Annotated in this window: 22 protein-coding genes; 14 read left to right on the forward strand and 8 right to left on the reverse strand. The window is 56.5% G+C overall.

Annotation, left to right across the window (positions count from 1 at the left end):
* Positions 1–26: 26 nt before the first annotated feature.
* Together DC3_RS17390 and DC3_RS17395 are read right to left on the reverse strand one after the other, a co-directional pair.
* Positions 27–917 (reverse strand): ribokinase, encoded by an 891-nt coding sequence (locus DC3_RS17390; RefSeq protein WP_146886536.1) that lies wholly within the window; start codon positions 915–917, stop codon positions 27–29.
* Positions 918–924: 7 nt separating this feature from the next.
* The gene (locus DC3_RS17395) at positions 925–1,527 is read right to left on the reverse strand and encodes an alpha/beta hydrolase (protein ID WP_146886538.1); all 603 of its coding nucleotides are present in this window, start codon (positions 1,525–1,527) and stop codon (positions 925–927) included.
* Positions 1,528–1,652: 125 nt separating this feature from the next.
* Between DC3_RS17395 and DC3_RS17400 the strand changes: the two genes are divergently transcribed.
* Together DC3_RS17400 and DC3_RS17405 are read left to right on the forward strand one after the other, a co-directional pair.
* Positions 1,653–2,621: an asparaginase gene (locus tag DC3_RS17400; RefSeq protein ID WP_146886540.1), complete on the forward strand. Its 969-nt coding sequence runs from the start codon at positions 1,653–1,655 to the stop codon at positions 2,619–2,621.
* A complete protein-coding gene (locus DC3_RS17405) occupies positions 2,618–3,307 on the forward strand; it encodes a class I SAM-dependent methyltransferase (protein WP_186816098.1) in 690 nt (229 codons plus the stop codon). Before DC3_RS17400 ends, DC3_RS17405 begins: the two co-directional genes overlap by 4 nt.
* A gap of 6 nt (positions 3,308–3,313) precedes the next feature.
* Here the strand turns inward: DC3_RS17405 and DC3_RS17410 are convergent, their stop codons facing one another.
* The gene (locus tag DC3_RS17410; protein ID WP_146886544.1) at positions 3,314–4,147 is read right to left on the reverse strand and encodes an alpha/beta fold hydrolase; all 834 of its coding nucleotides are present in this window, start codon (positions 4,145–4,147) and stop codon (positions 3,314–3,316) included.
* A 190-nt stretch (positions 4,148–4,337) separates the two neighbouring features.
* On the opposite strand from DC3_RS17410, the gene DC3_RS17415 reads away from it, so the two are divergent.
* The 5 genes from DC3_RS17415 (at position 4,338) to cdd (ending at position 8,439) form a co-directional block, all read left to right on the forward strand.
* Entirely contained in the window at positions 4,338–5,528 is a 1,191-nt protein-coding gene (locus DC3_RS17415; RefSeq protein ID WP_186816099.1) for an alpha/beta fold hydrolase, read from the forward strand.
* A gap of 355 nt (positions 5,529–5,883) precedes the next feature.
* Positions 5,884–6,909, forward strand: coding sequence for a PhoH family protein (locus tag DC3_RS17420; protein WP_146886548.1), 1,026 nt, complete (start codon positions 5,884–5,886; stop codon positions 6,907–6,909).
* Between the two features lie 257 nt (positions 6,910–7,166).
* Positions 7,167–7,649 carry an rRNA maturation RNase YbeY gene (gene ybeY, locus DC3_RS17425; RefSeq protein WP_146886550.1) on the forward strand — a complete coding sequence of 161 codons (483 nt, stop codon included), beginning with the start codon at positions 7,167–7,169 and terminating at the stop codon, positions 7,647–7,649.
* Positions 7,650–7,681: 32 nt separating this feature from the next.
* Positions 7,682–8,050: a diacylglycerol kinase family protein gene (locus tag DC3_RS17430; protein WP_146886637.1), complete on the forward strand. Its 369-nt coding sequence runs from the start codon at positions 7,682–7,684 to the stop codon at positions 8,048–8,050.
* On the forward strand, positions 8,047–8,439 hold the full coding sequence (gene cdd, locus DC3_RS17435; protein ID WP_146886552.1) for a cytidine deaminase: 393 nt from the start codon (positions 8,047–8,049) through the stop codon (positions 8,437–8,439). Before DC3_RS17430 ends, cdd begins: the two co-directional genes overlap by 4 nt.
* 57 nt (positions 8,440–8,496) lie before the next feature.
* Here the strand turns inward: cdd and DC3_RS17440 are convergent, their stop codons facing one another.
* Together DC3_RS17440 and cax are read right to left on the reverse strand one after the other, a co-directional pair.
* Positions 8,497–10,095, reverse strand: coding sequence for a hypothetical protein (locus DC3_RS17440; RefSeq protein WP_146886553.1), 1,599 nt, complete (start codon positions 10,093–10,095; stop codon positions 8,497–8,499).
* A 124-nt stretch (positions 10,096–10,219) separates the two neighbouring features.
* Positions 10,220–11,302: a calcium/proton exchanger gene (gene cax / locus DC3_RS17445; protein WP_146886555.1), complete on the reverse strand. Its 1,083-nt coding sequence runs from the start codon at positions 11,300–11,302 to the stop codon at positions 10,220–10,222.
* Positions 11,303–11,499: 197 nt separating this feature from the next.
* Between cax and recG the strand changes: the two genes are divergently transcribed.
* The 7 genes from recG (at position 11,500) to DC3_RS17480 (ending at position 22,262) form a co-directional block, all read left to right on the forward strand.
* On the forward strand, positions 11,500–13,839 hold the full coding sequence (gene recG / locus DC3_RS17450; RefSeq protein WP_146886557.1) for an ATP-dependent DNA helicase RecG: 2,340 nt from the start codon (positions 11,500–11,502) through the stop codon (positions 13,837–13,839).
* A gap of 191 nt (positions 13,840–14,030) precedes the next feature.
* Positions 14,031–14,960 (forward strand): alpha/beta hydrolase family protein, encoded by a 930-nt coding sequence (locus tag DC3_RS17455; RefSeq protein ID WP_146886559.1) that lies wholly within the window; start codon positions 14,031–14,033, stop codon positions 14,958–14,960.
* A 201-nt stretch (positions 14,961–15,161) separates the two neighbouring features.
* Positions 15,162–16,871, forward strand: coding sequence for an HD domain-containing phosphohydrolase (locus DC3_RS17460; protein WP_186816100.1), 1,710 nt, complete (start codon positions 15,162–15,164; stop codon positions 16,869–16,871).
* Between the two features lie 340 nt (positions 16,872–17,211).
* On the forward strand, positions 17,212–20,205 hold the full coding sequence (gene uvrA, locus DC3_RS17465; RefSeq protein WP_246130714.1) for an excinuclease ABC subunit UvrA: 2,994 nt from the start codon (positions 17,212–17,214) through the stop codon (positions 20,203–20,205).
* Complete coding sequence (locus tag DC3_RS17470) at positions 20,202–20,687, forward strand: hypothetical protein (protein ID WP_146886565.1); 486 nt, start codon at positions 20,202–20,204, stop codon at positions 20,685–20,687. Before uvrA ends, DC3_RS17470 begins: the two co-directional genes overlap by 4 nt.
* Positions 20,688–20,714: 27 nt before the next feature.
* Positions 20,715–21,410: a thioredoxin domain-containing protein gene (locus DC3_RS17475; RefSeq protein ID WP_146886567.1), complete on the forward strand. Its 696-nt coding sequence runs from the start codon at positions 20,715–20,717 to the stop codon at positions 21,408–21,410.
* A 72-nt stretch (positions 21,411–21,482) separates the two neighbouring features.
* Entirely contained in the window at positions 21,483–22,262 is a 780-nt protein-coding gene (locus tag DC3_RS17480) for a disulfide oxidoreductase (protein WP_146886569.1), read from the forward strand.
* 24 nt (positions 22,263–22,286) lie between these two features.
* On the opposite strand, the gene DC3_RS17485 is transcribed toward DC3_RS17480, so the two are convergent.
* From DC3_RS17485 to DC3_RS17495, 3 genes are all read right to left on the reverse strand, one after another.
* Positions 22,287–22,892: a GNAT family N-acetyltransferase gene (locus DC3_RS17485; protein ID WP_307724745.1), complete on the reverse strand. Its 606-nt coding sequence runs from the start codon at positions 22,890–22,892 to the stop codon at positions 22,287–22,289.
* A gap of 169 nt (positions 22,893–23,061) precedes the next feature.
* The gene (locus DC3_RS17490; RefSeq protein WP_146886573.1) at positions 23,062–23,967 is read right to left on the reverse strand and encodes a hypothetical protein; all 906 of its coding nucleotides are present in this window, start codon (positions 23,965–23,967) and stop codon (positions 23,062–23,064) included.
* Entirely contained in the window at positions 23,964–24,302 is a 339-nt protein-coding gene (locus tag DC3_RS17495) for a PadR family transcriptional regulator (RefSeq protein ID WP_146886639.1), read from the reverse strand. The genes DC3_RS17490 and DC3_RS17495 overlap by 4 nt, the downstream gene beginning before the upstream one ends.
* Positions 24,303–24,440: the final 138 nt, after the last annotated feature.

Here is a 24,440-nt window from a genome sequence, read left to right on the forward strand (position 1 = left end):
CTCAAGCCCAGTGTAGAAGGTGACACTCAGGACGTTTGGCTTTGGAGGCCCTCCAGGATCTCTTCTCTTCTAGGCATGCTGGCCTGTGCCCCCACTTTGGTGCAGGCAATTCCAGAGGCCACCACTGCAAAACGGGCAGCTTGCTCAACGGTGGTTCCACGCATCCACTCTGCCAGGAATGCACCCACAAAGGTGTCCCCTGCTCCGGTGGTGTCCACAGGTTCGATGGGAATGGCAGGAACCGTGATGGTCTTCTCCTGTGTCACCAGCAGGCAGCCATCGGAGCCCAGCGTGATGATCACCATGCCCACGCCTTTTCTCAGGATGTCCTGGGCAGCATCTGCATAATTGTCATGGTCGGGAGCATTGATGAAAATTTCATGCTGGTTGGTCACCATCACATCCAGAAGAGGAAAAAGCTCTTCTGGAAGCCGGGTGGCCGGTGCAGCGTTCAACACGGTTTTGAGTCCTGCATCCCTGGCTTTCTGGTAGTAGGCCACCACTGTGGGCATGGGGGTTTCAAGGGGCATCACCAGGGCCTTGAAGCCCTTGAGGCTTGGGAGGTGTTCGGGTTTCAGGGTGTTGTTGGCACCCGACGCCACAGTGATGGCGTTTTCCCCTTCTGGAGACACGGTGATGAAGGCGGCCCCGGTGGGCTCAGTGACCCGTTTGACGTAACGGGTGTTCACCCCATCTGCCTGAAGGGTGTACAGCAGGTTGTCCCCGTAAAGGTCCCGACCCAGGGCACCCAGGAAGGCCACCTTGCCCCCGGCACGGGCGCAGGCCACCGCCTGATTGGCCCCCTTGCCTCCGGCGAAGGTCTCAAAGTTCTCTCCCAGCACCGTCTCTCCGGGGGCAGGGATGCGGCTTGCACGCACGACGAAATCCAGGTTTGCGGAACCAGCGACCAGAATCATGATGTTTTTAATCTAACCCGAGACTGTGCCGGATGTGAATCAACTCCTCTACAGGAATCGCATCGTGCATGCCCGCATAGAGGCTCAGGGTTGACCGGGCACCCAGCAGCGAAAGGATTTCATGGCTTTCCCGGACTTTCCAGGCCGGAATCAGCGGATCATTTTCACTGGAGCAAAAATGGAAGAGTGTGTCTGGGTGGGGCTTTGGATACCTGCGCTTCATCACAACCCCATGGAAGGCCAGCACAGCTGCATAAGGCCTGGGATGGCACAGGGCATATTCCAGGGCAAGGCAGGCTCCCTGCGCAAAACCTGAAATCACCAGCTGCTCTGCCGGGATGGTCTTCAGGGCCTCCTCCACAACTTCATGGACCTGTTCCAGGGATTCAGACAATTCAGGTTCATTCATGGTGCGAGGCGCGAGGGTGCTGTACGGGTACCAACTGCCTTCTCTGGCTTCCGGGGTGAAAACCAGACGTTCTTCCAGCCCGAGTTCCTGAGCAAGAGGAAGCACACTGCGGGCAGTTTTTCCACGACCATGCAACAGGACAATGCCCTGCACTGAGGTTCTGGACATGCGTCTGGAAGAAAACAGCTCGGTCCACATCATGCGGCATTATCATCAGTTTCCCTGCGCCCAAATGTAACCGATCACGCTTGACCCGGTGCAGAGATTCTGGATGCCTCCAATTTTCCTTTTCAAACAGGAAAGGAAAAGTTATTCTGCAACAGACCATGACACGCCTTGCCATCATTCACACCGGAGGAACCATTGCCTCCAAGCCCGTGGCCTCAGGAGGAGTGGCCCCACAGGCCAGTCCGCTCGACCTGATCCAGGCCCTGCCTGAACTGGGAGATTACACCCTCAGCGTGCATCAACCGTACCAGTTGCCCAGTCCCCACATCACCCCACAGCACATGCACACCCTGCGCAACCTGGTGCTGGAACTTGCCCCCAATCACGATGGCATTGTGATCACCCACGGCACAGACACCCTGGAAGAAACCGCATTCTACCTGCACCTGACCCTGCGAGAAGAGGTCAGTGTGGCCCTCACAGGCAGCATGCGCCATGCGCTGGAGCCCTCCTGGGATGGACCAGGAAACCTGTGGGGCGCGGCTGTGGCAGCCACACACCCCCTCAGCCGGGGTCGTGGACCGCTGGTGGTTTTCGGTGGGGATGTCTTTGATGCCCGCACCGTCACCAAAACCCACTCCACAGCACTTGACAGCTTTGGGGGGTATCCTGGACCCATTGGTCGGGTCGATTCCAATGGTCGCGGGCCAGAACTGCATTACTTCAACAAACCCGAGCGCATGCAGGCTTTCGACCCACCTCACGCAGATACCCATGTGGAAATCATGTACACCTATGCAGGCTGGAAAGGCGAAGGGGTCAAAGAAGCCCTTGAACGCAGCGACGGTCTGGTGATTGCCGCGATGGGCACAGGCAACGTGCCTGCCGAAGTGCTGCCTCTGGTGGAAGGATCAACAAAACCTGTGGTGATCGCCACCCGAACCCACGCAGGACCTGTGCTGCCTGTCTATGGTTACCCTGGAGGCTTCAGAACGCTGCTGGATGCCGGGTGCATCCCTGCCAGTTTCCTGAGCGCCCACAAGGCCCGCATCCTGCTGATCGTGCTCCTCAGCCTGGGTTACTCCAGAGCCCAGATGATGGACGCCTTCAAAAGGGTGGTCGCTTGATCGGAGTCACTTTTGAAGAGGGGTTGCAGGAACAGGCGGCAACCCTGGCCCTGCAACTGGACCTGTCCCTGGTGGATGATCCAGCCAGATTTCAGTATGGGCTGCGCCTCACACCTCAAGGTCTGGACATCGTGGACCTGCACAAAAAGCAGCGGCCCATCCGGGTGGATTTTCACCAGCTCAATGAAGACCGCTCAGGTGGAGACCTGATCAAAGCCGTGAACACCAGAATGCACAAGACCGTTCTGGATGCCACAGGAGGCCTGGGTCGGGACGCATTCATGCTGGCAAAAGCAGGCTGTCAGGTGATCCTGATGGAAAAAAACCCCATCATCCATGCCTTGCTGCAAGATGGGCTTGCCAGAGCACAGGACCTTGAAGCCGTGCAGCGCATGACCCTGATTCATGCAGACAGCCTGATTGCGATGCCTGATTACACTCCGGAAGTGATCTATCTGGACCCCATGTACCCTGCACGTAAAAAAGACGCCCTGCCCAAACTGGAGATGCAGGTTTTTCATGCTTTGCTGGGCGCAGAGCAGAATGAACAGGAGTTGCTGCAAGTGGCCCTGAATCAGGCCCGCAAGCGTGTGGTGGTCAAACGTCCCATTCATGCTCCGGTGATTTTGCCCACCGGGTTGCAGTTCAAGGGGAAAACCACAAGGTTCGATGTTTACCTGAAGTGAAACCCTTCAGGCAGGCTCAGAATCCCGTAACGCATGCCTGAGCAGGTCGGTGGTTCCCTGAAGGTCCTCGAGCCAGGGCATGTGACCCACACCTGGAATCAGCCTCCAGTGGGCATGTGGAATGGAGAGGGCAAGTTGCTCAGCACTCCAGGCTGGTCGAGGGTCCTCTGATCCGTGTAACACCCAGGTGGGCACCTGAATGGACTCCAGGGGAAGCTGCTGCAACCTTTGATTTGTGTCTCTCGACAGTTCAGCATTGGCCTGCCGATTGATGTGCACCCCCTCACGCAGAAGACTTCCTGCAAGCTCAAGGCCACATTCCTGATCTGCAAAATCTGTGGACCATGCCCACCTGCAATACTCTGGCTCCACAGAGGGGTCCTGTTGCCATTTGTTTTTCAGGTCCTGCAGCTTTTGTATGCCTTGAGACCCAAGTCTCCTGTTCCTTTCCAGTCGATAAGCCTCATGCCAGCCTGGATGAGTTCCGGCACCACAGAGGTAAACAAGTTTCTGGACCCTTTGAGGGAAGGTGGAGGCATAAGCAAGCGCCAGATCTGCACCAAAGGAGTGGCCGACCACCGACCAGCGGTCCACTTTCCAGAATTCACGCACAGCCTCCAGGTCCTCCAGAGCCTGTTGCAGGGTGTAAGGTCCTTCTCCACTGGACCAACCACAACCTCTCTGGTCGTACCGGATCACTGTGAAATCCTGCTGAAGCAATTCAGCAAGAAATTCAAAATGATCCCACAGTCCTGGACCACCATGACAGAACACCACCACAGGTCCCTGTCCCTGCAGCACACTCCAAAGGGTTGCATCAGAAAGTCGAATCTCTGGCATTCTGTCCCATTTTACTGGCCCTGAATCTAAAGAAAACCCCAACCCAGCTCCACCCGAAATACAGCACCAGTACAGTTTTTTACCATACACCTGTCATGAGGCGGGTCTATCCTGACCTCAACACGTCCTCCGGGACTGGTGGGGCACATCTGCCTGCACCCATTTCATGCTGTATTGCCAAGGAGGCCCTATGTTTCCGGTAACCCTGCTTTTCATGTGGTTGATTGGTCTGCTGTCCGTTGCCATCCTTTACGGAGGGGGCTATTACATCTGGATGTGGTATGAAAGGGAAATTGATGCCACCTGGCCCCTCGTTCTGGGGATTGCCTTGCTGCTTTTTGGGTTGCTGGGACGACCCCTGATGATGCTTTTTCTCGGAAAACAGCCAGAAGCCCATGAACAGGAACCCAGAATGGAGCGCTGCAAGGAGACCCACCTGATTTCGAGACCAGATGGCACAGAACTCTTTGTGGAGATGTGTGGTCCTGAGAATGCGCCTGTGCTGGTTCTCACCCACGGATGGGGCATGAATGCCACCGAGTGGTTCTACGCCAAACGCCACCTGTCTGATTCCTACCGTCTGGTGATGTGGGACCTTCCAGGTCTCGGCAATTCCAGAGGACCCAGAACCCGCAATTGGGACATCGACAAGATGGCCGGGGACCTCGAAGCTGTGCTTTCCGTCACCGGAGAAAGCAAAGTGGTGTTGCTCGGGCACAGCATCGGCGGCATGATCACCCTGAAGTTCTGTGAGCTCTTTCCCGAGCACCTGCAGGAAAAAGTGGTTGGGGTGATCCTGAATCACACCACCTACACCAATCCTGTCAAGACGGCCAGAGGGGGAAAATTCTGGCGTGCTGTGCAAGAACCCCTCCTCAAACCCATCTGTTATCTGACGTTGTGGACGTGGCCCATCAGCTGGGCCATGAACTGGCTCAGTTACCTGAACGGCACATTGCACCTGATGAACCACCTGACCCAGTTCGGGCAGTCTGAAACCAAAGGGATGCTGGAGTTCGCCACCCGGTACAACGTGATCTCCTCCCCTGCCGTGGCGGTTCGTGGGATGTTCGGGATGATGAAATACGACGCTTCGGAGGTGCTGGAAAAGATTCCGGTTCCCACCCTGGTCATTCTGGGCCATGATGATGTGGTCACCATTCCAGAAGCCAATCATCACATCGCTCAACACGTTCCCCATGCCCGTGAGCTGGTGTTGAATCCCGGAGGTCACCTTGGCCTGATCGAAAAACACCAGTTCTGGGTGTCTGAAGTGAAAGGGTTCACCAGAGACTGCTTCAACGCTTCCTTCCGGGTTGCTCCCCAGCGGCAGAATCAGGGCCAGAAGCAGGGCAACAAACGCAATGCCTTTGGTCAGTGAATTTGGAGGGCAAAAACTACAGTTTTTGCCCTCCAAATCCCACTTCAGATAGTGTTCATTGTCGCTACACTTCGCACCAAAAAGGATTAAAATGAGGATGTGCAGAAAACGCATGAAGGACTGGCAGACAACCCGAGAACCGAAGGTCAAACTGGCCTCTTCCCGGTGTGTGTGCCTGCTTCTGAACCGCAAGGACTTTTCGAATGTTCTGGGACAGGACATCCCATGAGGTTCTTGCAGAAAGTGCCCACTTGAGCTGCACAGCGGACTTCCCCGGTAGGCCAATTCTTGTACTGGCGCACGCGCATGATGCTGACGCGCCACTTCGTCCTGTGCTGCAGAATAAAGGCGGTAAATGTTGAACGAATCTCTGATCCAAAGCACCATCAGGCTGAAGAACCAGCAAGAAGCCATCCAGCTGTTTGGTGAGAACGACAAGACCCTCAAGCGAATCCGCGCCATGAGTGCCGCGAAGATCATCGCCAGAGGAGACACCATCACCATCAGCGGCGACACCGAGCAGGTTCAGCAGACCGAGAACTTCATCCGCGATCTCCTTGCCATCATCCGTCAGGGGGGTCAGATTGAAGACACCCTGGAACGCGCGAACGAACTGTCCGGTCAAGGCAAAAGTCTGTCAGCGGAAACCTCCGTTTCCGGTGACCTGGTGCTTCCCAACAAACTCCGCCCCAAAACCCCGAACCAGGCCCGTTACCTGGAAGCGATCAACCAGAATGACATCGTGTTCGGGATTGGCCCCGCAGGGACCGGTAAAACCTACCTCGCTGTGGCCATGGCTGTGGCTGCCTTAAAAGCCCGCAAGATCAAACGCATCATCCTGACCCGTCCTGCCGTGGAAGCCGGAGAACGCCTTGGCTTCCTGCCTGGAGACCTTCAGGCCAAAATTGACCCTTACCTGCGCCCCCTGTACGATGCGCTGTATGACATGCTGGACAATGACCGCTTCGAAAGCTACCTGCAAAGTGGCGTGATCGAAGTGGCTCCTCTGGCCTTCATGCGTGGTCGCACCCTGAACGATGCCTTCATCATCCTGGACGAAGCACAAAACACCACCCCTGAGCAGATGAAGATGTTCCTGACCCGCATGGGCTTCTCCAGCAAGGTCGTGGTGACCGGGGACGTGACCCAGGTCGACCTCCCCAGAAACGTCAAAAGTGGTCTGGCGGTGGCAAGAAAAACCCTGGAGAACATCGAGGGAATCCACTTCCATCACTTCGCAGAATCCGACGTGGTCCGTCACCCCCTGGTGGGCAGAATTGTCCGTGCCTACGAGTTTGCAGAAGATCAGGCCCAGGCCCTGCGTGACCAGCGTGAAGCTGAACGTGCTGCGGCAAATGGCGGTGGGGACCAAAGCGAATAAATCCCCCTGTTCATCAGGGCGAGGCACGCCTCGCCCCTACAGACGGTCCCCCTGAACGAAGGGATGACAAGATCCCCCTGTTCATCGCTGCGCTCTGAACGGTCCCCCTTAGCGAAGGGGGACTTGTTCATTGACTGAGCTGGAGACCATGCCAGAATCCCACCCATCCCCCTTAACAAGGGGGACAGCCCTGAGCAAAGCGAAGGGCAGGGGGATCTGCCCCCCATTCTCACCCCGAAATCGGTTATGTTGAATGCGTGATAGAACTGGTGGTCAATCAGGAGCCTCCGAAGGGCCTGAAGAGCAAATTGCGTCAGGCGACAAAGGCCGTGATGCAGCATTACAACATTGAACGCAGGAGCATCACGGTGGTCCTCACGGGCGATGAGGAAATCCGTGCCCTCAAAAAAGAGCACTGGGGCGAAGATCAGGCCACCGATGTGCTGACCTTTCCCACCTGGCATCCGGATGATCCTTTCATGCCTCCGCATCTGGGGGACATTGTGGTGAGTCTGGACACCGCAGCCAGGCAGGCGGAGGCCAGGGGTCACACCCTGACCCGCGAGGTGGCGCTTCTGGTGTCCCATGGCCTGACGCACATCATGGGGTTTGACCATCCACACAGTGAAGATTTCGGATTTGATGAAACCACCAGTGATGCAGAGTGGCAACCATTCATTGTGGCGTCCAGAATTGCATATGATGTGGTGGATCAACCGTCAATCCCTGCCAAGAGATGAGTATGTCCAGTGATGATTTTTCGTTGAAACGCATGCGGTTCAAAAAACATCCCCACACCCAGCTTGAAGCATTCAAGTTTGCGTATGAGGGGATCATGCACTGCATCAGAACACAACGGAATTTCAGAATTGAACTGGCTCTGGCTGCTGTTGCTCTGGGGCTCAGCATCTGGCTGAAAACGGGCCTCGCCATCATTGTGGCCTGCATTGTCAGTGTGCTGGTTCTGGAGATGATCAACACCGCCATCGAGGCGACCATTGACCTGATCACCGAGGAGTACCATCCTCTGGCCCGCATTGCCAAGGATGTCGCTGCTGGCGCGGTGCTGGTGGCTTCGCTGGGGGCTGCACTGATCGGTGCAATCACCCTGATTCCCCCCCTACTGGAGAAATTGACATGATGGACCCTGTCCTGGCCGAGCAGGCCAAATTCGCTTTTCAGCAGGCTTACGCCCCCTTCTCTCGCTTCCATGTGGGAGCAGCCCTCAGAACGAAGTCTGGCAAGGTGTTCTTCGGGGCCAATGTGGAAAACAGCAGTTATGGTCTGGCCCGTTGCGCCGAGCAGAGCGCCATCCAGACCATGGCCAGCAACGGTGAGCGTGAATTCACCGAAGTGGTGGTCTACTCTGAAGCCTCCCCTCCTGCCTCTCCCTGTGGTGCGTGCCGCCAGATCCTGTTTGAGTTCTCTCCAGAAGCGAAAGTGTACTGCTACAACCATCTGGGAGATGTCATTGAGGGCACCGTGCAGGATTTTCTGCCGCACGGTTTCCGGCTGAATCCTGATCGCTGAATCTCAGTTGCATAAAAATCCCCCCAGGACACCTGGGGGGATTTTTGGTTGAGGATCTTACTTCCAGTTGATGAATTGAACGCTCTTGTTGATCATCTTGCCGTTCAGGAACTGGGTGTAACCCTGAGACCCACCAACGCGTTTCTGCAGGTCGTCGGTGACGTTGACCAGGGCATTGATCAGTTTTTCCTGATCTTTGGGTTTCATCTCGCTGGCTCCGGAGGCCAGGGCCAGTTCGAGGGTGCTGCGGATGGATTCGCGGGTCTGCAGGGGGGCTTTGTTGCTGAACTCGATGGACTGCACACCTTTGGGGAATTTGGCGTTTTTGAAGGGGGTGCTTTCACTGAGGCGCAGACCCGGGGCGAGCAGGGCGCGCATGTCGGCTTCACTGAAGGCCAGCAGCATGAAGTTGTTCTTGAAGGTGTAGTAGGCACTGAAGTCCTGGTCTTTCAGCACGTTCACAGTGCTTCCATTGACCGTGAGGGTCTGCTGGTCCAGGGGCTGTTCGCTGCTCTGGGTCAGCTGGGAGAGCAGGCTCTGCATGCCTTTGCTGGCAGCGTCTGCACTGGTCACTTCCAGAACAACGGCTGTTCCAGTCAGGGTGGCCAGCGGATCAGGATTGCTGAGCTTGATGTTGGAGGCACTGGGCAGGGTCACCATGGCGACTTCTTTGCCCAGCCAGCTGGTGTTCTGGGTGAGGTTCAGCTCTGGAATGGCGCCTGCGGGGATGGAGGGATCGTTGCTGTTGCCCACTTTGTTGATCCAGCTGTCCAGGTACCTGGCGAAGCCTGGGAGGTCTGCAGCACCATCGGAGAAGGTCAGCACATTGGCAGGAACGACAGTTGCAGCGTTCAGGCTGGCTTTGTTGTAGGTGAGGAGGTTGTAGAGGGCTTTGTCTTTGGTGTTCTTGTTGGGGAAGAACACGGTCGTGCTTTCCAGACCTTTGGCTGTAACGCTGGTGCCCGCTCCGAGCTGTCCGAGGGTCTTGACTGCCTCCACGGCAGAGCTGATCAGGGGATCGGTTCCTGCGAATGCCTTGAGCCAGTCTCCAGCAGCAGAGAAGTTCAGGAAGAACTTGAAGTTGCTGTTCTGGACGTTGGTCATCACACCTTTGTAGGTGGCACTTGCACTGAGGCTGGTTCCTGCACCGCCACCAAGTTTGCGCAGGAAGGCCCTCAGGGTGGTGGCGTCACTGGAGACGTAGGCCACGTTGTTCTGGAAGCCGTAGACGGAGTCGGTGCTCTGGTAGAAGCTGTATTTGCCTTCTTTGACGGTGCTGACTTTGCCCGCTTTGCGGTCAGAGGCGAGCATGCTGTCCAGCAGTTTTTTGGCCACTGTGCCTGCAGAGGTGGTGGTCACAAAAAGCACGCTGGGCTGGAAGGTCTTTTTGTTGATGTGAACGCTGATCACACCTTCCGTGCCCAGGAATTCGAGAACGTCTTTTTCACTTTTCAATGCGGTGGCGCTGGATACACCCACGGCGTCCTGAATGGCTTTCACCAGGACAGGACGGAAAGCACCCATGCGGGTCAGGGCACCTTTCAGGTCTTTGACTTCCAGGGTGAGCAGGGCATCATCTGGAACAGATTGGGCGAGCGGTGCGGCGAAAGAGGTGCCGAGCACAAGTGCAGCGCTGGTCATCAGGAGTTTATTCATACGCTTACAGTTTACGAGAGTGCAGATGAAAAAGTTCCGAAAATTCTGCCTGAAGCAAAAACATGAAGACCAAAGACAAAGAGCGTGGATGTCCACGCTCTTTGCTGTTCTGCTGGGAGGGTGCTCAGTGGGCTGCAGCAGACACTGTGGGGAAATAGAAGAAAGCGAAGGCCAGCAGCACATAAACCCCGAGCAGCATCAACCCTTCAAGCCAGTTGGATTCGCCGTCCTTGGCAATGGAATTGGCAATGACAATTCCGGCCACCACCGCCACAAGTTCCAGCGGATTGTGCAGCACGAGGTCCATCTTCTGACCCACGGCAAGGCCAAGGAGCACCAGCAGTGGGGCCACCAGGAGGGCCACCTGGATGGTGGAACCAATGGCAATGGTGACGGCCAGATCCATCTTGTTTTTCATGGCAAAGACCACCGCACTGGCGTGCTCGGCTGCGTTGCCGATGATCGGGATCAGGATGATGCCCACGAAGAACTCACTGAGTCCCAGGCTTTGTGAGGCTTCTTCAAGGCTTCCGACCAGAAACTCAGACATGAAACCCACAGCAACGGTGCTGGCCAGCAGGATGCCCAGCGCTTTGGGCACACTCCATTTGGCCACTTCATGTCCCTCTTCTTCGTGCCCGGAAAGCAGGTCTTTGTGGGTCACCAGCGAGAAGTACACGTTGCCAAGATAAATCAGGATGAGCACGACGGCCACGGCCACACTCAGGCGGAAGTCCAGGTCTGCGGGCTGTGCAAAATTGGCAAAGTTAACGGAAGCCAGATCGAACACCGCAGGAATCAGCAGTCCCAGCACCGAAAGGGTCAGCAGTGAAGTGAGGATTCCGGCATTTTTCTGGCTGAACACCTGGGTCTTGTGTTTCAGGCCGCCCAGAAAGACAGCCAGACCCAGCACCAGCAGAATGTTGCCCAGAATGGAGCCAGTGATGCTGGCTTTCACCACTTCAAGTTTCCCTGCTTTCAGGGCAAAGAAAGCAATGATCAGCTCGGTGGCATTGCCGAAGGTGGCGTTTAACAGTCCACCAACGGTGCTTCCAGCACGGATGGCCAGTTCTTCGGTGGCACGGCCCATGATGCCTGCCAGGGGGAGGATGGCAATCATGCTGGCGATGAAAATCCAGGTGGGGTTGCCGTGGGAAAACTCCAGGTACACCGCAATGGGAAGAAAGATCAGCAGCCAATTCAACATGACCGTAGCTTATCAGATGATGAAGTGATGAGATAAAGTTGATTTCATCTCATCTTCATCTGATTTTGAGCACTTCCACAGGCTGGACTAAGGGAACGAAGACCTGTGACCCCTCAAATCTCAGCAAAACCGTCCTGCAAACAGATTGCACAGCATTCGCTTTGATTCTGCTGTGGGCGTAATGTAAACTGGGTGCAGTGGCTACGCTTCAGGAATTGCAAGAAAAATTGAGAAAACCGCTGGAACGCGAACTCCTCATGGGCTGCCAGAACCGTGTGGTGGCCGGAGGGCTTGAAAAACTGCTGGACAACCTTGGCAAACCCTTCCCGAAGGTTCGGGAAGTGCTGCGTCAGTATGAATCGCTCAGTGTGGAAGAACGGGAACAGAAACTCCGTCTGGCCCTCGAACTTCTCACTGCTCCTCAAAAGTCTGAAACACCCCCTTCGAGACCCACCATGAAGGTCTCCAAAGAACCCGAAATCGTCACACCAAAAAACTGGCAGGAAGACACCCTGGTGGAAAAAATTGCCCTGAGCACCCAGGCTGTGAAAAAACTGCATGCACTGGGCCTCAGAAACCTGCGGGATGTGCTGCACAACTACCCCCGCAAACATGAGGACAGGCGGGCCCTCCCCAACCTGTACGACATCGAAGATGGCCAGAAGATCACCGTGGCTGGGGTCATCACCGGGAAAAACCGCCGTACACCCAAACCTGGCATGCTGATTCTGGAAGCCGTGGTACAGAACGCCTACGGTCACAAAGTCAAATGCACATGGTTTCAACAGCCCTGGATTGAACGCAGCCTGAAAGTGGGTGCCCACATCATCGTTACGGGGAGGGCCAAGAAGTTTGGTCGCCAGATCCAGCTCAACGTGGAATACATGGAAGAGGATTCAGAATCCAGCCTCTCCACCGGCCGCATTGTCGGGGTGTATGACATCAAAGAGGGCATCTCTCAGGACTTTGTGCGAAAAACCGTGCATGATGTGCTGACCCACACACCAGTGACCGATTATCTTCCAGGCCGCATTCTGCAGGAGCATGGCCTGATCAACCTGCCAGATGCTTTGAATGGCATTCACTTTCCGAGGGATGAGGTCCATCTGGCAAAAGCCACGGACCGCCTGCGCTTCGATGAGTACCTGTTTCTGGAATTGCGCATTCTGCTTCAGGGCGGAGAGAACTCCCTGCTCGGCAAACGCTTTTCGGCAAAGCGAGAAGACATCGACACCTTTGAGAGCTCTCTGCCTTTCAGGTTCACCAATGCCCAGCGGCGTGTGATGCAGGAACTGGCCTCCGACATGAAAAGCGAGAAGCAGATGGCAAGGCTGGTGCAGGGGGATGTGGGATCAGGAAAAACAGCAGTGGCTGCCTGTGCCCTCTACCTTGCCACCCGCGACCTTTATCAGGGTGCCCTGATGGCCCCCACGGAAATCCTTGCCAAGCAGCATTATGCCAACCTGACCAGATACCTCTTCCCACTCGGGGTGCGCTGCTGCCTCCTCATCGGGGCCATGACTGCAAAAGAGAAACGGGAGAACCTGCAGCGCATTGCCACCGGAGAAGTGGACGTGGTGGTGGGAACCCAGGCTCTCATTCAGGAGGCCGTGCAGTTCAACAACCTGGGCCTCGCTGTGATTGACGAGGAGCACCGCTTCGGGGTGCAACAGCGCAGGGCGCTCCTGAAAGACCGGCCCGATGTCATCGTGATGAGTGCCACCCCCATTCCCAGGTCGCTGGCCCTCACCCTGTATGGAGACCTCGAACTCTCGATCATTGATGAGTTGCCTCCAGGTCGCACCCCCATCTCCACCAAACTGCTGCACGATTCCAGCCGTCTGCAGGCCTACAGCTTTGTGATGCAGCAGATCCGGGAAGGCAGACAGGCCTACGCCGTCACCAGCCTGATTGAGGAGTCCGAAACCCTGACCGAGCTTCTGGCCGCCACACAACTGGCAGACAACCTCAAGGAGATCCTTCCCGAGGCCCGCATTGACCTTCTGCACGGCAAGATGAGCGCCCAGGAAAAAGAAGAGATCATGGACCGCTTCCGGCGGCACGAATTTGATCTGCTGGTCTCCACCACCGTGATTGAGGTGGGTGTGGATGTGCCCAACTCCACCGTCATGGTCATCGAAAACGCCGAGCGTTTTGGACTGGCACAACTGCACCAGCTTCGGGGACGGGTCGGACGGGGCAGCAACAAGAGTTTCTGCATTCTGGTGGCCGGGGATGCCAGCCAGAAAACCCGCAAGAGGCTCAAGGTCATCGAGGACACCACCGATGGCTTCAAGATCGCAGAAGCCGACCTGAAGATCCGTGGCCCGGGTGAACTGCGCGGCACCCGCCAGAGTGGCATTCCAGACCTGCAACTCGGGGACCTCACCAGTGATGCGGACATCATCGAACAGGCCCGCAATCTGGCCAAACGCATTCTGGCTGCAGACCCCGGGCTGGAAAAACCCCAGAGCCAGCGTCTGAAACTGGAGTTGCGTTCCAGAAGCGCCCAGGTGGCCATCCGCGAAGTGATTTGAAGCGGTCAGTGGTCAGCCCTCAGCCGTCAGCAGAAAGCCTGGAAAGCTGAAGCTTTTGTTCAAACATCCAGTGCAGCTTCCTGCACATCAGAACCACAGTCTTAGGTTCTTTTCACCTCAAACAGCATTTTCTCAAAGAACCAGAGAGAGCGACTCACACAGGTTTCCTATCCTGAAAGGTCAGGAGGTCTGTGTTGTCGTTTTCCCGCATTGTCTTTTCTGGTCCTTTCTGGGCTATGTTCATCACCCTGCTGTCTTCAGGCAGCCTGGCGGTCAGCACCATCCCCCAGTTGTGGAACACCCATTTTGGGTCTGGAGGCTTCAAACTGGTCAGGATCATGTCGAAAAACAGCAGTTTCACCCGCTACCAGCTGGAGTATCCTTCCGATGGCCTGAAAATCCAGGGGTTTGTCAATGTGCCCAGCAAAGGGACAGCCCACCCTGTGGTGGTGATGCTGCATGGTTATGTCACGCCTTCCAGATACCGCACACTGGATTACACCACCCGTTACGCCGATGATCTGGCCCGTTCGGGTTTCATTGTCTTTCATCCCAATTTTCGGGGTCAGGGAGGTTCACAGGGCAAGGCAGATGCCGATCCTTTCCGATCAGATTACGTCCGGGACACCCTGAACCTGATCGGGCAGATCCGCAAACAGAAAGGCAAAGGCATCCTCAAGGGGTTCAATGGAAACGTGGGCCTGTGGGGCCACAGCATGGGAGGAGGCGTGGCCCTCAAGACCCTGGTGGCCGATCCCCTGATCAAAGCCGCCGTGCTTTATGCCCCGATGAGCGGGGATGAAGCCAAAAACCTGAAACGCATCCAGATGTGGTCTGGAGGCACCAGAGGGAAGGAACTGTCCCGGTACAGCGCAAAAACCATTGCGCAGCACTCTGCTCTGAATTATCTGGGACAGGTTTCCACAGCCATCCGGGTGCACCACGGCACAGCCGACACAGAAGTGCCGTTCAGCTGGACCAAAGAACTCTGTGAAAAAGCCAAAGGTCAGGGCCTCAACATCCGCTGCACCAGTTATGCCTCTGCAGGACACATCTTCACGGGCAAGACCGATCAGGCATTTCGTGCAGAGGTGAAAATCTTTTTGAAGCAGCACCTGTGACCTTCCAAAATCCTGGAACCTCTGGAGAGGGCATCACGTATCAGCATCTGTGTAGGAATCAGACAAGCCCTTAGAACAATTGGCTTATATCACCCAGACGTACCCCGGATTTTCTGTGATGATGATCACAGAAAGCCAGGCTCGGGGTATGATGTTTCGTAAGCTGCTTTACAGCTGATGTCTCTGCAAAGGTCTCCAGGTATGGATCACAATTCTGCTTCTGCTTCGCGTCTGTCCGGTTCAGCATTCAGCCCCAACGATCAGATCGAGACCCTGCTGAGAGAGTCCCGATCGCTGCTTGAAAAACATCCCGCCCAGTCTCTGGCGAAAGCCCAGGAAGCCCTGCAAATGGCTGAACTCACTGGCCTTTTCATTCCTGAAGCCCTCACCCACCTCTCCGACAGCTACCGGGGCATCGGGCAATTCCAGCACAGCATGGATGCGGCCCGTCGCGCTCTGCCCATGATGGCCCCCGACCATCCCGAGTATCCCCGCCTGCTGATGAGCATGGGGGCCTCCGCCACCTTTCTGAGCCTGCACTCTGAAGGGATGTCCTACCTGATGCAAAGCCTGGAACTGGCCAGAAGCAGAGAGGACCGCCCATTGGAATTCCGGGTGCTGAATGGCATCGGGGCAAACTACGTGGACATCGGAGAACTGGAGCAGGGAGCAGAGCACTTCCGCAAAGCCCTGCAGGTGGCCTCCCAGAGCCAGGAGATCTCGCAGGATTCGGTGAGCATGCTCAATTACAACCTCTCGGTGACCCTGAACATGCAGGGCAAAACCCAGGAGGCACTTGAACCTGCCAACCGGGCCATCGAGATTGCCCGGCACACCGGGAGTGCCAAGCGCATGGCCGCTGCCCTGCTGCAAAGGGGTTTCTTGCTCCTTGATCTGCACCAGACCCTGCAGGCGGAACAGGCCCTGCTGGAATCACTGAACATCAGCACCGAAATTGAAGATCCTGTGACCCAGCAGAGCTGCTACCTCGGCCTCGGGAAGGTGAAGATTGCCCTGGGACAGCTCAGAGAAGCTGTGCCCCTGCTGGAAGCCGCCATCAACCCGAAGTACCAGACCCACTACGAAACCCAGCGGGCGTACATCGAACTGATTGCCCTGCACAAGAACCTTCACCAGTATGAATCTGCCCTGCAGCGTTATGAAGAAAGCATTCAGCTGGAACGGGAACTGAACAACAAGCAGACCGATGACCGTTTTCAGGAACTGGAAGTCAAATACCGCACTGAACTGGCCCTGCGTGAGAAAGCCCAGGCCGAAAAGGAACGGGAATGGCTCAAAGGGCGCAACCAGATGCTCAAGGATCTGGTGCAGCAGCGCACCGAAGCCCTGGAACGCAGCCAGCTTGAGATGCTCGAAGCCCTCACCACCGCAGGGGAACACCGCGACGGGGAGACCGCGCAGCACACCGAGCGGGTGGGAGAGATCAGCAAGAAAGTGGCCCTGAAACTCGGCATGTCCGAAGTGCTCGCTGAACGGGTGCGGGTGGCCTCCAAACTGCACGACATCGGCAAAATCGCCATTCCCGATGAGATTCTGCTCAAACCCGGCAAACTGACCCCTGAAGAGTACGAGCAGATGAAACAGCACACCCTGATCGGGGCGCAGATCCTCTCCAAGAGCTCATCGATCATGATCCGACTGGCCTGCCAGATTGCCCTCAGCCACCACGAGCGCTGGGATGGCAAGGGGTACCCCAATGGCCTGTTTGGAGAGCACATCCCCATTGAGGCCCGCATTGTGGCCATTGCAGATGTGTTTGATGCCCTGACCCATGTGCGTCCTTACAAGAGGGCCTGGACCCGCGAAGAAGCCCTGCGGGAAATCCAGAAGGCCGCAGGAACCCAGTTTGATCCCTGGGTGGTGAAGGCATTTCTGGAAGTGGTGGAGTAAGCTTTCAGCGGTCAGCCATCAGCGATCAGCAAGACAAAAGCCAGGACCTTTGAAAGTTTCAAAGGTCCTGGCTTTTCGCCTGGTCCGGATGGTCAGGCCAAAAAAGTTCAACCCTGTCTCTGATGGCGGTCCAGTGTCCATTTTTGATCTCCTGGAAGCGCCCCGAACCATCTGCACCTGACTGGCACAGAAAGCTGACGGCTGACCACGGATGACTGATCACTCAACCCCTACGCCACTGCACTTAAGCGAAATCCCACAAAGAGATGTTAGAATGGCGAAATGGCATTTGGTCGTTCTGCTTTCAGCGTATACGGGGGCAGCAAAAGGAGTGGCAGCAGTGCACAACATCATTGTTAAGGGCGCCAGAGAACACAACCTGAAAAACATCACCGTGGAGCTCCCACGCAACAAATTCATCGTGATCACCGGGGTGTCCGGCAGCGGCAAGAGCACTCTGGCTTTTGACACCATCTACGCAGAGGGACAGAGGCGTTATGTGGAAAGCCTTTCTGCTTACGCCAGACAGTTCCTGGGCCTGATGGAAAAACCCGAAGTGGAATCCATCGAGGGCCTCTCCCCTGCCATCTCCATCGACCAGAAAACCACCTCCCACAACCCCCGTTCCACTGTGGGCACGGTGACCGAAATTCACGATTACCTGCGTCTGATGTACGCCCGGGTGGGCACCCCTTACTGCCCGATCTGTGGTCGCAAAATCGAGCGCCAGAGTGCCAGTGAGGTCACCGAGAAGCTCGTTCAGGTGCACCATGAACGCCGTGCCATGCTGCTGGCACCGATTGTGCGTGGGCGCAAAGGGGAATACCGCAAGATGCTGGGCGACCTCAAGCGCGAGGGCTTCGCCCGTGCCCGTGTGGACGGCACCATCTATGACCTGGACGAGGCCGAGAAACTCAAGCTGGAGAAGTTCGAGAAGCACGACATCGATGTGGTGATTGACCGTCTGGTGCTGCGTGAGGACGACCGGGGCCGCATCGCCGAGAGTGTGGAACTGGGCCTGAGGCGTGGTGAAGGTCTGCTGCGGGTCCTTTTCCCGGACACCAACGAGGAGGAGCTTTTCAGCGAGAAGTTCGCCTGCGTGGAGCACGGCAGCGTGCTGGAAGAAATGGAACCCCGTTCCTTCTCTTTCAACAGCCCTTATGGGGCCTGCGGGGACTGTTCCGGTCTGGGCACCAAGCTGGAGTTCTCCCCTTCCCTGATTGTCCCGGATGAAGACCTCTCCATCGCCGAGGGAGCGATTGCCCCCTGGAGCAAAAAAGGCACGGGCGGAGGGGTGTACTACTGGGAAAAACTGCGAATGCTCGCAGAGCACCTGAAGTTCGACCTGAAAACCCCCTGGAGGCAGCTCTCCGAAGAGGTCAAAAAGGCTGTGCTCTACGGAGTGGAGGACACCTTCGAGGTGACCCTGAGGCGTGCAGGCAAGGAAACCATGAAGTTCAGCACCGACTTTGAAGGGGTGGTTCCCAACCTGGAACGCCGCTACAAGGAGTCCGACTCCGAGTACATCCGCCAGAAGATGGAAGAACTGATGGAGTTCAACATCTGCCCAACCTGTGGAGGAACCCGTTACAAACCTGAAATTCTGGCTGTACGTGTGGGTGGCCTCAACATTGCCCAGGCCAGCAACCTGAGCGTGCTGGAAGCCCAGTCCTTCTTCCGCAAGATGGGTGAGGGCACCCTGCTTGAAGAGGATGTGGAACCCTACACCCACACAGGTCTCGGGGGAACCGCACAGGTGGCACCTGCCCTGAATCCGCATTACAACCTTGGCGGGTTTGAAGCCCAGGTCGCACCTCCCATCATCAAAGCGGTGCTGACCCGACTGTCCTTCCTGGTGGATGTGGGCCTGGATTACCTGTCCCTGGACCGCAGTGCCAACACCCTTTCCGGCGGTGAAGCCCAGCGCATCCGTCTGGCCACCCAGGTGGGTTCTGGATTGACCGGGGTGCTCTACGTGCTGGACGAACCTTCCATTGGTCTGCACCCCAAAGACAACCAGCGCCTGATCCGCACCCTCAAGAACCTGCGGGATCTCGGAAACACCCTCCTGGTGGTCGAGCACGACGAAGAGACCATGATGGAGTCCGACCACATTGTGGACATGGGACCTGGTGCAGGTGTGCACGGCGGCATGGTGGTGTCAGAGGGTACGCCTGCCGACATCATGAAAGACGAGGACAGCCTGACCGGAAAATACCTGCGTGGAGACCTGAAAATTGAGGTCCCAGAGCAGCGTCGTCTGGGCAACGGCAAGAAGCTGCGCATCAGAAATGCCCGGGAACACAACCTCAGGAATGTCACCATCGAGATTCCGCTGGGCACCATGACCGTGATCACCGGTCCTTCCGGTTCTGGCAAGAGCACCCTGATTCACGACATCCTGCATGCCACCCTGGCCAGGGACCTGAACCGGGCCAAGACCCACCCAGGTAAGTTTGATGGTCTGGACGGCATTGAGCACCTCGACAAGGTGATCGAAATTGACCAGAGCCCCATCGGGCGCACCCCCAGGTCCAACCCGGCCACCTACACCGGGGTCTTCACAGACATCCGGGACCTGTTCACCCGCACCACCGAGGCCAGACGGCGCGGTTATGAAGCAGGCCGTTTCAGCTTCAACGTGAAAGGCGGACGATGTGAGGCCTGCAAAGGGGATGGGGTCGTCAAGATCGAGATGAACTTCCTCCCGGACATCTACGTGCCCTGTGAGGTCTGCAAAGGGGCCCGCTACAACCGGGAAACGCTGGAAGTGAAATACCAGGGCAAGAGCATCTCAGATGTGCTGGACATGACCGTGGAGGCCGCTTGCGATTTCTTCCAGAACATCCCCAACATCCAGAAGAAAATGCAGGTGCTGATGGATGTGGGTCTGGGGTACATGAAGATCGGTCAGCCCTCCACCACCCTCTCCGGGGGTGAAGCGCAGCGCATCAAACTGGCCACCGAGCTCTCCAAGCGGGCCACCGGGCGCACCATCTACATTCTGGACGAACCCACCACCGGTCTGCACTTCGAGGACACCCGCAAACTGATGCTGGTGCTGGAACGTCTGGTGGAAGCCGGAAACACCCTGGTGATCATCGAACACAACCTGGACGTGATGAAAACCGCCGACTGGATCATCGATCTGGGTCCCGAAGGAGGCATCCGTGGGGGTGAAGTGGTGGCCATTGGGACCCCTGAACAGGTGGCCCAGCACCCCACAAGCCACACCGGAGCTTACCTCAAACGCATCCCTGACATTCAGAAACGCCTGAAGCCCGCTGAGGAGAAAACCACCAAAAGCAGCAAAGGCAGCAAGGTGAAAGCATGAGTCCAGCAGTCCGTGCATGGCTGTTTGGACTGCTGGGCTGGGGAGCGATGGGTCTGGTGGCCTTCGCTCCCCTGCAATGGGAACTCAAACTGGCGTTCTGGGTGGTGATCCTCAATGTCACCGATGATTTTGCAGGCCGCTGGTTCGGGTACATCGGCATCCTGCTGGGATTGCTGGGGTTCTATCACCCCACGGAATCCTGGTGGGTGGCCTACCCACTGCTGTTTTTTGTGCTGTGGGCTTTCCTTGTGCTGAAACACACCCTGCATGTGTATGGTGTGATCATTGGGATGCTGGGCGTGCTGGGGTTGTTTGCAGCCCTCAAAATTGCTGTGCCCCTGCTGGACCCCAGCATGAGGCTCCTGACCAGCAACACCCTGACCCTGCCTGTGCTGGTGTCTTTTTTGATCGCCAGCGTGATCCATGTGTGGGTTTTTTTCAGCACGAACAGGACAAACAGCCTCAAGACAGAAGCCGCCTGAACTTGCTATATTGTTTCAGAGGTTATCATGTCTAAAAAGTCACAGAATTTCGAGCGCCTGGAGCGGGAGCAACGTCAGGCCCAGATGCGCATCATCACCACCATCGGGATTGTGATTCTCGCTGTGATCGTGCTGGCCGTCGTTCAAAGCATCCGCAGCAGTGCCCCCAAACAATTGGATCTGGTGGGTCAACCCACCCTTGGAAGTGCAGATGCCAGGGTCTCCGTGATTGTTTTCGAGGACTTCAAGTGCCCGGTCTGCAAGATGTTCGACAGCAACATCTTCCCTGTGATTGAAGAGAAGTACGTCAACACAGGCAAAGTCCAGGTGGGCTTCCGCAATTTCATGGTGATTGCCCCCAATGGAGACAGCAAAACCGCAGCTGTGGCCGGTGAGTGCGTCTACAACCAGAACAAAGACCTGTTCTTCCCCTTCGCCCACCTGATGTACCGGGCACAGGGAGATGAAAACACCGTCTGGGCCACCAAGGAGCGTATTCTGGAAGTGGCAGGTTACGTGCCTGGAATCAACCGGGACGATCTCGGCAAGTGCATCGACGAGAACCGCTACGAAAAAGAAGTCATGAACGACCAGTCTGTGGGCAGTTCTGCAGGTGTGAATGGCACCCCCTCTGTCTTTGTCAATGGAGTGAAAGTCAGCAACCCTCTGGACGAAGCCACCATGATGAAAGCCATCGATGACGCTCTGGCCAAAGCCCAGTAAAGCGGAAAGACAAGCCTGAAACTCCAGAGGAACTGTCCATCCGGGATGGTTCCTCTTTTTCAAGGAGGTCCCATGAACATTGCAAACAGACTGTATTTTTCGTGGTTGCTGGCCATTGTGGGGGTGTTGCTGGCAGCATTCACCCCGGAAGTCAGCAGTTATCTCTTTAAACCCCTGCAGGCAAAATGGCTGTGGCTGCAACTGGTGTGCCTGGGCTTCCAGGTGGTGGTCCTTGGCATTGCGGCCTTCCAGAACTGGGGCTGGGTGCTCAGGTACAGCCTGCCCTTCACCCTGATTGGGGCAGTGCTCGCGGTGATCAATCTGATCAATGGACTTTCTCCTGCCGTCTTCGGGGTGCCAGCAGCAGGCCTGTATCTGAGCATTTTTGTGTTGCTTGCGGTCTTCCAGGTTCCATCCACCGAGCGGCCTGAACAGCAGACCACCAGGCCTCTCCTTGGCCTGGCAAGCCTGACTGCAGTGGTCGCCACGTTGGGAAGCCTGTACTACAGCGAAATCCGGTACTTTGTGCCCTGCACGCTGTGCTGGTACCAGCGCATCCTGATGTACCCGCTGGCCGTATTGCTGCCTCTCGGACTCCTGCAGAAAAATCCCAAAGTGCAGGTGCTGGCCCTGCCCCTCAGCATCATGGGCATGTTGATCGCCACTTACCACGTGATGGAAGAGAAGATTCCGGGGTTCAGCCCCATCAAGGTGTGTGCTCCAGACAATCCCTGCACCACACCCTGGGTGAATTATTTCGGCTGGATCACCATTCCGGTGCTGAGCCTCACGGCTTTTGTCATCATCATCATCTGCATTGTGGTGGCCAACCGGCAGGCCAGAAAAGCCTGAGTGAAATTGTCCACAGGCTTCTGGTCACTTGCCAGGGGCCTGTTTTTCATGCCATTCCTGCCTGAGGATGGCACAATGCACCTCATCTCCCCATTCGCCCTTGAAGATCTCACTCTGAATGAAATGGGCCTCCTGTCGCATCCCCAGACGTTCCATCAGCTTGCGGGAACCGTGGTTTCGGGCATCGGTGCGGGCATAGATGCGGTGAAGGGGCAGGTGGGTGAAGGCATAATCCAGCACGGCATGAATGGCTTCATGGGCAAACCCCTTACCCTGTGACCCTGTGCCAAAGACATAACCCACTTCTGCCTGCTGGTGCTGGAAGCTGCGACAGATCAGGACAGCTTCACCAAGCAGGGTCCCACTCTGCTGTTCCACCACCGCCCAGGAGAAGGCTTTTCCTTCTTCCCATAGGGTGTCCCCCATTTTTCGTTCCAGCGCAGCCCGGTTTTCTTCCAGAGTTCTGGGTTCCCAGAACAGGAAACGCACCACTTCCGGATCGGAATGGATCTGGTGGAACATTTCAAGGTCCTCTGTCCGAAAAGCCCTGAGGTGAAGACGTGAGGTGTGAAGCTCGGGTATGTGTTGTGGCATAAGGACCATTCTTTTCTGCTGGAGTGTGGAACACATCGGCAAAATAGCATAAGGAAAGCTACAGAGGGTTTCGCGTCACCCACCTGCCAAAGTCCAGAGCTGGTCCACTCACAGAATGTCTTTCTGGTGGCGGGTGGGAGTTGCAAGATGCAAACGCCGGTGGACCCCAGAGCTGCCCTGGGGTCCACCGGTGGGTCCACTGAAATCATTTGACTGCTTTTGGTGGGTGCAACACACGAGGGCGGATGCTTTGCTGAAGCAGGTCCCAGAGGATCAGCACCATCACCAGCACCAGCCAGAACCGGGCACCTTCATCGGTGGCAGGCTGGAGGAAGATGTTTCCTTTGATCACCCAGGATGCGAGGAGCAACAAAAAGCCTACGCCTGTTGCTGCATCCATCCTGCGGGTCAGGATCGTCCAGCGTCCCTCACGCCACACCGCAGTGTGGATGGCAAAAGAAGCGGTCCACAGGAAGACAGCCAGCATCCCCTGCACAGGCAGAAAATCCGGGTGGAAAGCCAGCACTGCAGGCAGGACCCCTGGCAGGGATTGGATCAGGGTCGGCAAGAAGACCATCATCAGCACAGCCAGAGCGAACCCCACCAGGCCCACCGTCCACACAGGTCTGGACACCCGATCCGTCTGAAGGCCACGAGGAGACCACTGGGAGTGAAACAGGCCCCGGAGTTTCAGAGAACGCTCCAGCAGAGAAAACATCACCACAAAACCTGGAATCCAGAAAGCGCCAAGTCCAGGTCCAAACCACCAGGCTGCGATGGACTGACCTGCAAACACTGCAGGCAGGGTCAGGGCCCATTGCAAGGCCATTCCAGTCAGGGAGACCAGCAGAAAGGGTCGAAGCTGGTTTCCAGGCAGGAAGGCAGGGACAGCAGGCAGGTACCTCTGGGCCACTTCGGAGGGGTGACCGAAACGCCTCAGCATGTCCAGGGTCATGGAAGCTGTGGGAGCTGTGCCCTGCTGCTGGGCCTGCTCTTGCAGCATTTCGGTCAGCAGGCCACGCAATTCAAACCCTGTTTCGTTGCGGTCTCTGTGGGGCAGGTGCCGGATCACATCCCGAACATAGGCTTCGATGATCTCCTGTGGGTTCATGCGTTTTCCTCCTTCAGCAACCCTCTCAGGGATGCGTTTAAGGCCTGCCAGGATGCCGTGAGTTGCCCAAGCAGGGTTTCACCCTGGGCATTCAACTGGTAATAGCGTCTGGGTTGACCATCATCCGTGCGCCATTCGGACTGCAGATAACCCTGACCCTCGAGCCGACGCAGCAATGGATAGAGGGTTCCTTCTTCGATGGGAAGGTCATGGTGCGCAAGGGCCTGACGCAGGGAGTACCCGTACTGCGGCTTTTTCAGCTGGGAAAGCACTGCCAGCACCAGCACGCCCCTGCGCATTTCAAGTTCCAGTTTGGGAGAGGGAACCTCCTGCATCTTCACTGTGTGTCACCTCATGCTGTTTATCACATGGTACAGTGCGGCACACAGTATGTCAATGTGACCTGCCTGGAATGCCCTCACAGTCAGACCAAAGAAAAAGCCCCCTTTTTGGGGGCCACAGAAAAAACAGGG

Origin of the sequence: Deinococcus cellulosilyticus NBRC 106333 = KACC 11606 (genome assembly GCF_007990775.1) — a bacterium.
Lineage (GTDB): Bacteria > Deinococcota > Deinococci > Deinococcales > Deinococcaceae > Deinococcus_C > Deinococcus_C cellulosilyticus.

Coding starts and splice junctions, on each gene's coding strand:
- DC3_RS17390 (WP_146886536.1), bottom strand. CDS start 917: ATGATTCTGGTCGCTGGTTCCGCAAACCTGGATTTCGTCGTGCGTGCA.
- DC3_RS17395 (WP_146886538.1), bottom strand. CDS start 1,527: ATGATGTGGACCGAGCTGTTTTCTTCCAGACGCATGTCCAGAACCTCA.
- DC3_RS17400 (WP_146886540.1), top strand. CDS start 1,653: ATGACACGCCTTGCCATCATTCACACCGGAGGAACCATTGCCTCCAAG.
- DC3_RS17410 (WP_146886544.1), bottom strand. CDS start 4,147: ATGCCAGAGATTCGACTTTCTGATGCAACCCTTTGGAGTGTGCTGCAG.
- DC3_RS17415 (WP_186816099.1), top strand. CDS start 4,338: ATGTTTCCGGTAACCCTGCTTTTCATGTGGTTGATTGGTCTGCTGTCC.
- DC3_RS17420 (WP_146886548.1), top strand. CDS start 5,884: ATGTTGAACGAATCTCTGATCCAAAGCACCATCAGGCTGAAGAACCAG.
- DC3_RS17430 (WP_146886637.1), top strand. CDS start 7,682: ATGCGGTTCAAAAAACATCCCCACACCCAGCTTGAAGCATTCAAGTTT.
- cdd (WP_146886552.1), top strand. CDS start 8,047: ATGATGGACCCTGTCCTGGCCGAGCAGGCCAAATTCGCTTTTCAGCAG.
- DC3_RS17440 (WP_146886553.1), bottom strand. CDS start 10,095: ATGAATAAACTCCTGATGACCAGCGCTGCACTTGTGCTCGGCACCTCT.
- cax (WP_146886555.1), bottom strand. CDS start 11,302: ATGTTGAATTGGCTGCTGATCTTTCTTCCCATTGCGGTGTACCTGGAG.
- DC3_RS17460 (WP_186816100.1), top strand. CDS start 15,162: ATGGATCACAATTCTGCTTCTGCTTCGCGTCTGTCCGGTTCAGCATTC.
- DC3_RS17470 (WP_146886565.1), top strand. CDS start 20,202: ATGAGTCCAGCAGTCCGTGCATGGCTGTTTGGACTGCTGGGCTGGGGA.
- DC3_RS17475 (WP_146886567.1), top strand. CDS start 20,715: ATGTCTAAAAAGTCACAGAATTTCGAGCGCCTGGAGCGGGAGCAACGT.
- DC3_RS17480 (WP_146886569.1), top strand. CDS start 21,483: ATGAACATTGCAAACAGACTGTATTTTTCGTGGTTGCTGGCCATTGTG.
- DC3_RS17485 (WP_307724745.1), bottom strand. CDS start 22,892: ATGTGTTCCACACTCCAGCAGAAAAGAATGGTCCTTATGCCACAACAC.
- DC3_RS17490 (WP_146886573.1), bottom strand. CDS start 23,967: ATGAACCCACAGGAGATCATCGAAGCCTATGTTCGGGATGTGATCCGG.
- DC3_RS17495 (WP_146886639.1), bottom strand. CDS start 24,302: ATGCAGGAGGTTCCCTCTCCCAAACTGGAACTTGAAATGCGCAGGGGC.